This is a genomic window from Polycyclovorans algicola TG408 (assembly GCF_000711245.1).
Taxonomy (GTDB): Bacteria; Pseudomonadota; Gammaproteobacteria; order Nevskiales; family Nevskiaceae; genus Polycyclovorans; species Polycyclovorans algicola.
Map to the genome: position 1 here is coordinate 3454585 of NZ_JOMH01000001.1, position 11756 is coordinate 3466340.

10 protein-coding genes are annotated in these 11756 nt (G+C 63.4%); 1 reads left to right on the forward strand and 9 read right to left on the reverse strand.

Features of this window, described 5'->3' with window-relative positions:
• Nucleotides 1–69: 69 nt before the first annotated feature.
• The 9 genes from kdsA to U741_RS0116505 form a co-directional block, all read right to left on the reverse strand.
• On the reverse strand, nucleotides 70–915 hold the full coding sequence (gene kdsA / locus U741_RS0116465) for a 3-deoxy-8-phosphooctulonate synthase (protein ID WP_029891542.1): 846 nt from the start codon (nucleotides 913–915) through the stop codon (nucleotides 70–72).
• Nucleotides 912–2582, reverse strand: coding sequence for a CTP synthase (gene pyrG, locus U741_RS0116470; RefSeq protein ID WP_029891543.1), 1671 nt, complete (start codon nucleotides 2580–2582; stop codon nucleotides 912–914). The genes kdsA and pyrG overlap by 4 nt, the downstream gene beginning before the upstream one ends.
• A 140-nt stretch (nucleotides 2583–2722) precedes the next feature.
• Nucleotides 2723–3415, reverse strand: a complete 693-nt coding sequence (locus U741_RS0116475) for an SET domain-containing protein (RefSeq protein ID WP_029891544.1) — start codon at nucleotides 3413–3415, stop codon at nucleotides 2723–2725.
• Nucleotides 3416–3438: 23 nt separating this feature from the next.
• Nucleotides 3439–5064 (reverse strand): 3-(methylthio)propionyl-CoA ligase, encoded by a 1626-nt coding sequence (locus U741_RS0116480; protein ID WP_029891545.1) that lies wholly within the window; start codon nucleotides 5062–5064, stop codon nucleotides 3439–3441.
• A 211-nt stretch (nucleotides 5065–5275) separates the two neighbouring features.
• Complete coding sequence (locus U741_RS0116485) at nucleotides 5276–6229, reverse strand: ABC transporter ATP-binding protein (RefSeq protein WP_029891546.1); 954 nt, start codon at nucleotides 6227–6229, stop codon at nucleotides 5276–5278.
• A 94-nt stretch (nucleotides 6230–6323) separates the two neighbouring features.
• Nucleotides 6324–7319: an ABC transporter ATP-binding protein gene (locus U741_RS0116490; protein ID WP_043110319.1), complete on the reverse strand. Its 996-nt coding sequence runs from the start codon at nucleotides 7317–7319 to the stop codon at nucleotides 6324–6326.
• Nucleotides 7316–8179 (reverse strand): ABC transporter permease, encoded by an 864-nt coding sequence (locus U741_RS0116495; RefSeq protein WP_052378923.1) that lies wholly within the window; start codon nucleotides 8177–8179, stop codon nucleotides 7316–7318. The genes U741_RS0116490 and U741_RS0116495 overlap by 4 nt, the downstream gene beginning before the upstream one ends.
• Nucleotides 8176–9129, reverse strand: coding sequence for an ABC transporter permease (locus tag U741_RS0116500; RefSeq protein ID WP_029891549.1), 954 nt, complete (start codon nucleotides 9127–9129; stop codon nucleotides 8176–8178). The genes U741_RS0116495 and U741_RS0116500 overlap by 4 nt, the downstream gene beginning before the upstream one ends.
• A gap of 3 nt (nucleotides 9130–9132) precedes the next feature.
• A complete protein-coding gene (locus U741_RS0116505) occupies nucleotides 9133–10911 on the reverse strand; it encodes an ABC transporter substrate-binding protein (RefSeq protein WP_084154967.1) in 1779 nt (592 codons plus the stop codon).
• Nucleotides 10912–11092: 181 nt separating this feature from the next.
• Here U741_RS0116505 and U741_RS0116510 point away from each other — a divergent pair, with 181 nt between their 5' ends.
• Entirely contained in the window at nucleotides 11093–11638 is a 546-nt protein-coding gene (locus U741_RS0116510; RefSeq protein ID WP_029891551.1) for a hypothetical protein, read from the forward strand.
• Nucleotides 11639–11756: the final 118 nt, after the last annotated feature.

Below are 11756 nucleotides of genomic sequence, written 5' to 3' on the forward strand. Positions count from 1 at the left end.
AGAGGCGCAAAGAACAGCAAAGAGAGGACGCAGAGGAACGCTTTAAACCTTTGTCAGTGTAAGTACTCTTTAGCGTCCATCGCTCAATCGGTTTTCGAGGAAGCCGTGCTGCTTTACCAGGCGGTCCATGGCCACCAGGGTTTCCAGCAGGCCTTCGATCTCGGACAAGGGGAGCGAGTTGGGGCCGTCGCACAGCGCACTGTCGGGCGTCGGGTGGGTTTCCATGAAGATACCGCTGATGCCCGCGCCGACCGCCGCGCGGGCCAGCACCGGAATCATCGCCCGCATGCCGCCGCTGGCGTTGCCCTGCCCGCCGGGCAGTTGCACGGTGTGGGTGGCATCGAACACCACCGGGGCATATTCACGCATCAGCGCCAGACCGCGCATGTCGGCGACCAGATTGTTGTAGCCGAAGGTGAAGCCGCGTTCGCACAAGAAGAACTGCCCATCGGGGGCGACGGCGCGCATCTTGGCGATGACGTTGCCCATTTCCCAGGGGCTCATGAACTGGCCCTTCTTGACGTTGATCGGCCGGCCACACTGCGCCCACTTTTGCATGAAGTTGGTCTGGCGGCACAGGAAGGCCGGGGTCTGGACGACGTCGATCACCTCGGCGATCGGCGCGACCGGCGTGTCTTCGTGCACGTCGGTGAGCACCGGCACACCAATCTGGTCCTTGACCGCCTGCATAATCTTCAGGCCATCGTCGAGGCCGGGGCCGCGATAGCTGATGTGGCTGCTACGGTTGGCCTTGTCGAAGCTGCCCTTGAAAATATAGGTGATACCCAGCCGCTCGGCGATGGGTTTGATGTGACCCGCCACCTCCAGAGCCAGGTCCAGGGACTCCAGGGTGTCGGGGCCAGCAATCAAGAACAGGGGCGCGTCCAGCCCGGCGGGACGACCCAGAAAGTTCATGCTGCCACCTCGCCAGGGCGCTGCTGCGCCAGATGATGTTCACGCGCGGCACGCACAAAGCCTTCAAACAGCGGATGGCCATCGCGCGGCGTCGAGGTGAACTCGGGGTGAAACTGGCAGGCGATGAAGAACGGATGCGTCGGAATTTCGATCATCTCGACCAGCTCGTTTTCGGCCGACTCGGCGACCAGGTCCAGGCCACCTTCGGACAATGTCGCCTTGTAGAAATTGTTGAATTCATAGCGGTGGCGATGGCGCTCGGCAATCACCTCGGCGTTGTACAACGCGCGGCTTTTGGAGCCGGCCTTCAGTCGGCAGCTCTGCGAGCCCAAGCGCATGGTTCCGCCCTTGTCGGCGCGGTCGGTGCGCTGCTGCACGGTGCCGTCGCGGTCGCGCCATTCGGTGATCAAGCCAATCACCGGATGCGGCGTGGCGGGGTTGAACTCGGTGGAATGCGCGCCCTCCAGATGGCAAACATTGCGCGCATATTCGATCACTGCGACCTGCATGCCGAGGCAGATGCCCAGGTAAGGAATGTTGTTCTCGCGGGCATAGCGCGCCGCGAGAATCTTGCCCTCGATGCCACGTTCACCGAAGCCACCCGGCACTAGAATCGCGTCCATGCCTTGCAGCGGACGCAAGCCCTGGGTCTCCAGCGATTCGGACTCGATGTAGCGCACCTTGACCCGCGTTTTGGTGTGCAGGCCGGCGTGAATCAGCGACTCGTTGAGGCTCTTGTAGGCGTCGGCCAGGTCAATGTATTTGCCGACCATGGCGAGCTGGACTTCGGTGTCCTGTTCACCGCGGGCGTCGACCACCCGCTGCCAACTGCTCAGGTCGGCACGGCGACAGTCGATGCCAAAGTGCTCAATCACCAGATCATCGAGCCCCTGCTGATTGAGCCAGTCGGGGATCTTGTAAATGTCATCAAGGTCGATGGCCGAGATCACCGCTTTTTGCGTGACATTGGTGAACAGCCCGATCTTGCGGCGCTCTTCATCCGGCAGGTTGCGCTCGGAGCGGCAGAGCAGCACGTCGGGCTGGATCCCGATGCCGCGCAATTCCTTGACCGAATGCTGGGTGGGCTTGGTCTTGAGCTCGCCCGAGGCCTTCACGAACGGAACCAGCGTGAGGTGCATGTACAGCGCATTGGCGCGGCCGATTTCGACGCCCATCTGACGGATGGCCTCAAGAAACGGCAACGACTCGATGTCACCGACCGTGCCGCCGATTTCGACCATGCAGATGCCGGCGCCTTCGGCACAACGGCGAATGGCGGCGAGAATCTCGTCGGTGATATGCGGAATCACCTGGACGGTGCGGCCCAAGTAGTCTCCGCGCCGTTCCTTGTCGAGCACGTTGCGATAAATCTGGCCGGTGGTGACGTTCGAGAACCGGCTGGTCTTGCCACGCAGGTAGCGCTCGTAGTGCCCCAGGTCAAGGTCGGTTTCGGCGCCGTCTTCGGTGACGTAGACCTCACCGTGCTGAAACGGACTCATAGTGCCCGCGTCGACGTTGATATACGGGTCGAGCTTCATCATGTGCACGCGCAGGCCGCGCGATTCGAGGATGGCGGCAAGGCTGGCCGCAGCAATGCCCTTACCCAGCGAGGACACAACGCCCCCGGTCACGAAGATGAAACGGGTTTGCTGCGGCGCGTCGGGCATGGGCGGGGGAGACGTCAGGGTTTCGTGATTTTACCATGCGACATGCACCGGAACGCCGCGCCGGCTTCAGGCAGCGCCCGCCTAAAATCCGCCCGTCACCCTGCACGCCGGTCCGGCGCCGGAATGGTCGCAGCGGCGGCTCACTTCCCCTCCTTCAAAAACACCGCGATGTCGGCATTGGAGAGCCCACCAGCCCCCTCGGGCCGCTCTGCCTCACAGCGCGAACAGCGACACAGAAACTGGAAGTCGCGATACAGCCGGCGGTTGCGCTCAAGCCAGCCCAGCTCCAGAAAGGCGGCATCGGAAAAATAATTCCAGCTCACCGCGTCGCCGGCCCCGATCAATCGCGTGGCCAGCAACAGCTCCACCAGCGGCTGTTGCGATGACGCACACAGACGGGCGTTTGGGTCGCAGGAGTGGTTCGACCGGCTCAACACCGGCCAGATCCCGAAGCCCATCACACCGGCATGACGATAGTGAATGTTGTTCGCCGCCACCCGGTGATAAAGCTGGGCCAACTTCTTCGGATTGCGCTTGTATTTGCGCCCAAGGTGATCAAGCGTGGCCTCATCTTCCGGCGCCAGCGGCCACTTCGTCAGTTTCAGATCGGCAGCGGCAACGGCAGCGCCCATGGGCTCTGACGAGAGAATGGTCTCGAGCAGTATCCAGGGCGCGACCGCCTCTTCGCCGGGACGGGTTTCGGCGAACGCGACCGGCCGCTCACCGACAATCAGTTCGCCGGCACGCAGGTCAACATTGGCCACCAACTGTTTTTCGCCCCGCCAATCGACGACATCGACCTTCAGGGCATGCAGCAGACCAACGGCCGACATGGACGCCTCAGTTGTTGCCCGGCTCAACCTGCGGTGGGCAGCTTGTACTCGGTGAACTGCTCGCGCAGCTTGAGCTTGCTGATCTTGCCGGTGGCGGTGTGGGGCAACTCGTCGACGAACTGCACGTCGTCGGGCAGCATCCACTTGGCGATCTTGCCGTCGTAGTGGGCCAGCAATTCTTCCGGCGTGGCCGTTTTGCCTTCCTTGAGCACCACGACCAGCAACGGCCGCTCATCCCACTTGGGGTGAAACACGCCAATCACCCCGGCCTCGGCCACGGCCGGGTGGCTGACGGCGATGTTCTCCAGCTCGATGGAGCTGATCCACTCGCCGCCCGACTTGATCACGTCCTTGGAGCGGTCGGTGATCTGGATGTAGCCGTCGGGGTCGATGGTGGCGACATCGCCGGTGGGAAACCAGCCATTGACCAAGGGCGACTCGTCGCGCCGGTAGTACTTGTCGACAATCCACGGGCCCTGCACCAGCAAGTCACCAAAGGCCTTGCCGTCCCACGGCAATTCCTTGCCCGCGTCGTCGACAATCTTGATGTCGACGCCGAACACCGGACGACCGGCCTTGACGTGAATCTTGAACTGCTCCTCCTCGCTCAGGCTCAGGTGCTTTCCCTTGAGCGCGTTGAAGGTGCCCAGCGGCGACATTTCGGTCATGCCCCAGGCGTGGTGAATGTGGATGCCGTAGTCGTCCTTGAAGGCTTTCATCAGCGCGGGTGGGCAGGCCGAACCGCCCACCACCATGCGATTGATGGTGCTCAGCTTCTGTCCGGTTTTCTGCAGCTCCTGCAGCAACCCCAGCCAGATGGTAGGCACGCCGGCGGTGAAGGTGACCTTTTCGCCTTCGAACAACTCGATCAGGCTCTTGCCGTCCAGCGCCGGGCCGGGGAGCACCAGCTTGGCACCGACGATGGGGCAGGAATACGCCAAACCCCAGGCGTTGACGTGGAACATGGGCACCACCGGCAGCACCACGTCGCTGGCCTTCAGGCCCATCACGTCGGGCATGATCGAGCCCAGCGCGTGCAGCACGGTGGAGCGGTGCGAATACAGCACGCCCTTGGGGTTGCCGGTGGTCCCCGAGGTGTAGCACAGGCAGGCGGCGGCATTCTCATCCAGCACCGGCCACGCGTAATCGGCGCTGCCGCCGGCCAACCAGGTTTCATACGCGATGGGTTTGACGGTTTTCAACGCCGGCAGCTTGTCTTCATCGCAGAGCGCGATCCAGTGCTTGATCTTGGGGCAATGCGCTGCCACCGCGTCGATCAGCGGGGCAAACGTCAGGTCAAAGAACAGCGCCTCGTCTTCGGCGTCGTTGGCAATCCAGGCGATCTGTTCGGGGTGCAGGCGCGGGTTGATGGTGTGCATCACCCGGCCCGAGCCGGAAATGCCGTAGTACAGCTCGAAGTGCCGGTAACCATTCCATGCCAGCGTGGCGACCCGCCCGCCACGAGCAATGTTCATCGTCTCCAGTGCACTCGCAGCTTGACGGCTGCGGCGATGCGCGTCGCGATAGGTGTAGCGATGAATGTCGCCTTCAACACGGCGCGAGACAATCTCGGTGTCGCCATGAAAGCGGTCGGCGTGCACCAGCAGAATCGAAATCGACAGCGGCATATCCATCATCTGACCCAGCATGAATGACTCTCCTTGGAGTTTTATTGAACGGTTGGCTGCGGATGGTCGCCGATACTCGGCCCATCACTCAAGCCACGAATGGGTAGGAACACCCACCCTGCGCCAGCATCAGCGCCCGTCCCGTGCTCGCGGCGTTCACGCCTGCCTTTTCTCTGCGTCCTCTCTTTGTCCTCTGTGCCTCTGCGTTGAACGCTTTTTCTCACCTCACGCCTCACGCAAGATGACACGCCACCCTGGCGCCCCCGGCCAGCTCACGCAGCGCTGGCACCTCGACCGAACAGCGCGCAACGGCCACCGGGCAACGCGGATGAAACGGGCAACCCGGCGGTGGCGCACTGGGTGACGGCATGTCGCCGGGCAGCACGATGCGGCCGTGGCGCCGCGTTGGGTCGGGCACCGGCACCGCCGACAGCAGCGCCTGCGTGTACGGATGTTGGGGCGCGGCGAACAGCGCGGCCGTCTCAGCCTCTTCGACAATGCGCCCCAGATACATCACCGCCACCCGGTCGGCGATATGCCGCACCACCGCCAGATCGTGCGAAATGAACAGGTAGCTGACGCCAAACTGCGCACCGACGTCGTCCAACAAATTGAGAATCTGTGCCTGCACCGAAACATCCAGCGCCGACACCGCCTCGTCGGCGACGATCAGCTTGGGCGACAGCGCCAAGGCCCGGGCAATGCCGATACGTTGTCGCTGACCGCCGGAGAACTCATGCGGGTACCGATTGGCCATGGCCGGGCGCAGGCCGACCACGTCCAGCAGTTCGTTGACCCGCGCCTGGCGCGTGATGTGGTCGCCCCAGCGGTGCACGCTCAGCGGTTCGTCCAGCGTCTGGCCGATGCTGCGCCGCGGGTTGAGCGAGGCGTAGGGGTCCTGAAAAATGATCTGCATCTCGCGCCGCCGCGCGCGCAGCGCCGCGCGGCCGATCCCGGTGACCGGCGTGCCGTCCAGCCACACCTCGCCCGCCGTGGGTTCGTGCAAGCGGAGAATGGCGCGCGCCAGGGTGGACTTGCCGCAGCCCGACTCGCCCACCAGCGCCAGAGTCTGGCCGCGTGCCAGGTCCAGATCGACGCCATCCACCGCCTTCAGCGGCGGCTTGCGCAACGGCCAGCCGCTGCCGCCGAAGTATTTCTTCAAGCCTTGAACTCGGAGCAGGCTCACGACGCACACCTGCCCTGTAGGTCGGGTTTCAACCCGACACGCACGCTCGGCCGTCGGCATGAATGCCGACCTGCCCACCTTGGCTTGCACATTGTCATGGGCCCCCGGCTCCAGCCGATTCGGGATGCAAACACGCCGCCTCATGCGCGCCACTCATCACACGCAGCGCTGGCGACGCGGTTTCGCAATCGGCCTGCGCCCTGGGGCAGCGCGGCGCAAACGCGCAGCCGGGCGGCAGGTTCGACAGCTCGGGCACGGTGCCGGGAATGGTCGCCAGCCGTCCGCCCTCGGTCACGCCGTCAATCCGCGGCAGGCAGTTCAGCAAGCCGCGCGTGTAGGGGTGCCGGGGCGCGGCGAACAGTTCGAGTGTCGTGGCCTGTTCAATCACCCGCCCGCAGTACATGACGTGCACGCGGTCGCAGATTTCGGCGACCACGCCCATGTCATGGGTGATCAACAGCATCGCCACGCCTTCTTCGCGGACCAGGGTGCGCATCAGGTCCAGCACCTGCGCCTGGATGGTCACGTCCAGCGCGGTGGTGGGCTCGTCGGCAATCAACAATCGTGGGCGGCACGACAGCGCCATGGCAATCATCACCCGCTGGCGCATGCCGCCCGAAAGTTGATGCGGATAGGCGTCGATGCGGCCAGCGGCATCGGCAATCCCCACCCGATTCAGCCAGTCGATGGCTGCGACGCGCGCGGCACGGCGGCTGAGGTCCTGGTGGCGGCAGAGCACGTCGGCCATCTGACTGCCGACGGTGAACACCGGGTTGAGCGCGGTCATCGGCTCCTGAAAAATCATCGCGATCTCGGGGCCACGGATGCGCCGCATTTCGCGATCACTCAGCGTCAGCAGGTCGCGTTCTTTGTAGACGATGCGCCCGCCCGCGATGCGCGCCGGGGGCATCGGCAGCAGGCCCAGTACCGCCGCCGCCGTGATGCTTTTGCCGCAGCCGGACTCCCCCACCAGTCCGACAATCTCGCCCTCGTTCACCGTCAGGCTGACGCCGTGCAGCGCGTGCAACTCACCGCGATCACTGGCAAAGCGCAGGTCGAGGTTGTCGATGGCCAGCAGCGGCGTGCTCATGCCTGCACCTTGCGCGGGTCCAGTGCGTCCTGAAGGGCATCGGAGAAGAAATTGAAGGCCATCACCAGCACGAACATCGCCAGCGATGCGGCGATAAAGTTGTTGAAAAACCCCGCCGTCACTTCGTTGGTGGACTGCGAAATCATCAGCCCCCAACTGACCCCGTCCTGCACACCCAGTCCAAGGAACGACAGAATCACCTCGGCCTTGATGGCGGTGACGAACACCAGGGTGCCCTGCACCAGCAGAATGTGGCTGGTGTTGGGCAGGATGTGACGAAAGATGATGGCGACCTGCGGCACGCCCACCGCGCGTGCGGCTTCCACAAAATCCATGGACTTGAGCTTGATCACCTCGCCGCGTACGTAGCGGCCGGTGGTGGTCCAGAACGTGGTGATCATCGCGATGTGCATGGCCAACGGATGGCCCTGCATGGCGTAGGCCACCGCCACCACGAACAGGAAAAAGGGGATTGCGTCGAGTACGCCCTTGAGCCAGAGGATGGTTTCATCGAGCCACGACCCGGCGAAAAACCCCGACAGCGCGCCGAAGACCGCGCCCAGCACCACCGACGACACCGCGACCACCAGGCCAATCTCGAACGCGGTACGGGTCGAATAAATCGCGCGGGCGAAGATGTCCTGCCCGTTGCGCGTAGTGCCAAACCAGTGCTCGCCCGAGACCGGCGCAAAACTCTGCGCGCCCAGCACGCCCCAGTCCTGGCCGGCGAGGCCCAGCCACACCGACAGCGCGACGAGCAGATAAACCAGCACGACGGCGGTCGCGAGCAGCCCGGCACGGTCGCGCAGAAAGCGCTGCCCGGCGCGCGACCACAAGCCCTGCGGACGAACGCCGCTCATGACAGCGACACCCGCGGATCGACGGCGCGATACAACAGGTCGTTGATGATCAGCACGACCACGAACAGCAGCGCCGTCAGCCCCACAACCGCCTTGAGGACCGGTTGATCCCCGGTGGTGACCGCGTCATAGGCCAGCTTGCCGGCGCCGGGAATGCCGAAGTAGCTCTCGATCAACAGGCTCCCGGCAATCACGATGGACGGAATCGAAAACATCACCCGGGTGATGATGGGAATCAGGCTGTTCTTCAGCACGTACTTCCACAGAATCACCCCCGAGCCCGCCCCAAAGGCGCGCGCCGTTCGCACGTGATCTCGGCCCATCTCCTCGACAAATACCGCGCGGTAAAAGCGCGTGTTGTAGCCGAGGCTGACAAAGACGATGGCCAGTGTGGGCACCGTCACGTAGTAAAGGTAGGCGCCAAGGCTGGACATGTCCCAGCCGCGTACCGGGAAAAAATTGAGCCCGTAACGCGACGAGAACAGCAGTTGGAAGACGATGATGATGATCAGGAAGCTGATGCTCATGCCAATCACCGAAAACGCCATGATGCTGCGGTCGACCCAGCGGCCGCGATGCCACGCCGCCGCCAGGGCCAGTGCGATGCCGAGCAGGTTGCCGATGACAAAGCCCGGCAACGTCAGCGCCAGCGACACCGGCACCGCGTCGGCCAGCAGCTCGCCCACGGGTTGGCCGGTGGAAATCGAGCGACCAAAGTCGAACGTCACCATCTCGCGTAGATAATCGAGATATCGCAGCATCAGCGGCTGGTCGTAACCGAGCTGCGCCCGCGCAGCGGCGATATGCTCTGGCGTCGGGTTTTTGCCGACCAACTCGAAGCTCAGATCGGGCCCGAAGTAGACCATCAGCAGAAAGCTGATGAAGGTCACCCCCAGGATCAGCGGAATACCGGTCGCCAAGCGTCGAAGCAAGTACCACAGTGTGCCCATCGGCTACTTCACGTCGACGAAGCGAAGCCAGAATCCGCCCAGAATCTGCCGGTCGGGCAGGCCGAGCACCTCCTTGTGCCACAGCGCCACACGCTGGCGTGACAACGACAGGATGCCGACGCAATCGTCGATCAGCATCTGATTCATCTGCTGGTAGATCTCGCTGCGCTTTTGACTGGGCAGCATCACCGCCGATTGCTCGTAGAGCGCGTCGTACTCGGGATTGCGGTAGTTCGAGGCGTTGCTGCCCGGTGCGGCATTGGGGCCGTAAAACAGTTGCAGCACGTTCTCGGCATCCGGGTAATCCAGCCCCCAGCCGTAGCCCATGATCTGCAGCTCAGAGGTGCGCAGCGCGCGGTTGTAGTCGCCAAAGGTGGCATAGCTCTCGACGTTGATCTTCTCCGGCGGAATGCCGACAGCGGACATGTATCCGGTGAATTCCTCGGCCATTTCGCGGCCCAGCACCGAGGCCACCAGGCCATAGTCCAGCGTCGGCAGGTTATCGGCGGTCCAGCCGGCCTCGGCGAGCCGCGCGCGCGCGCGCTCCGGATTGTGGGTGACTGAGTCACGCGACAGGCTGGCGTCAAACTCGGCGAGCAACGGGGGGATCACCCCCGGAAACACCTCGCCCAATCCCGAGTAAAAGCGCTCATTGCGCTGCGCCCAGTCGAAGGCATCGCGCATCGCACAGCGCAGCTCGCGGTTCATGGCGTTGCGCTGCGGGTCATCGACGATGCCGATCTCCGGGTCGGCCATATTGAAGACCGAAAACACCAACCCGGCTTCAGGCCCGGTGTCGAGGTGATAGCGCTCGGCAAATTCGGGCTTGAGCGTGACCGGGTCTTTCGAGGCCAGCACGATGTCGGTCTGCTCGACCGGCAGGCCGGACATCTGAATTTCGCGCCCCGAGGTAAACGACGCCCAGCGGGCTGCCGATTCCTGGATGAAGTCGATCCACAGTTCGTCGACAAACGGCGAGGGCTTGCCATCCAGGTGGTTGATGCCCAGGTGTCCGTGCAGCGCAGCCTCATAGCCCTCATAGGCCAGATCCAGCGGCTCTTTGCGGAAATCCGGGTTGCGCACCAGTCGCACCTGCTCGCGCGAATAACGCTCGAGCTTCCAAGGGCCCGAGCCGACGGCGCGCGTACCCAGGCCCTCGCCGTAGGCGGTGACCGCCTCGTGCGGCACCACCGCCGAAAAGCCCTGCGCCAGCGTGTTGACGAACTGCGGAAACGGCTTGACCAGTCGCACCTGTACCGTCAGGTCATCGACCGCCAGCAAGCCCGGCACGGCCGCGTCAGGGTCGGCACCGGCATCCATCCAGGCATTGAGCCCCTCGATCTTGCGGTCCCACAGCCAGCGCCCCTGGGAAACCTGCTCGGGGTCGAAGTGGCGCTTGAGCGAGTACACCACGTCATGGGCAGTGACTGCGCGGCCCTTTCCGTCCGGGAACGCGTCATCGTCGATAAAACGCACCCCCGGTTTCAGGGCGATGGTGTAGGTCAAACCGTCTTCGCTGATCTCCGGCATTGCCGCCGCAAGATTGGGAACCAGCTCGTAGGGCCGGGCAAGATATTTGTAGCGATACAGCGTGTCGTAAACGCTGACCACGATCTGGTTGGAATACACGGTGGCCGCCTGCAGCGGATCAATGTTGGTCGGTACACCGTCATCGGAATGTCGGTAGCGCTTGACGTCATTGCCCGCATCCGGACGCGAACAGGCGGCAACGGCTGCCAGCAGAAACGACACGGTCACGACCACTACAGGGCGCAGCTTCATGCGGGCCTCGCTCAAGCTCGGAACATCGGTGACGGAAAGGTAGCAGGGATGGTGCCAACCGCGTCGCGGCGACCTCAACCCAGTTCAGAAAACGTGCCGCCAAACCCCCGAATCAGGGGGTATTCGGCGTTTCGCGAGCTGGTTACCGTGCAGTCGTACAGACAAAAAAGGGAAGCACTCTATGAAACGCACTTATCTGATCGCCATCGTCACGCCGATGGCCGCCTTGGCCATTGCCGCATGCGACAGTGACTCAAAAAATGCCGGTGGTGGTGGTGGTGGTGGCGCCACCTGCAGTGCTGTGATCCCGATGCAGGTTACCGGCGAGCTGTCGCCCATGTATTCGTGGACCGATGGCGCAGTGAGCAGCCTGACCGTGGCCCGGACCGAAAACCTCGAGTTCATTGCCGCCAACCCCACGGCCTGTGTACCGCCAAATGAGCCAGACCCCATGTGTGAACTGGCCTACAGCCGCAGTTCTCTGCCCAACCCCGAGAACCCCGAAACGCTACCCAATAACGTCGACTCGCCATTGATGCACGGCGCTAGCCCGAGCCTGGGCGGCGGCTTCCCCACCGAAGTCGCGCTGGTCAACGAAAACCCGCTCGAAAATGGCGTGGAATATCAGGCATCCGTGATCCGCACGCTGGAAGATGGCAACGTGGAATGCGGTTGCGTGCGCTTCAATGCGGGCACCTCGGCTGACGACGACAACAACTGCCTGTAAGCCAGACTGACTAGCGGTGCCCGCCTCGACGACGGCGGACACCGCGTTTTTTTGGACTGGGGAACCTGTGAAAATCGTAGCGAGCGATACGCGTTTCGCGTTCCGCCGGCATGCGAAA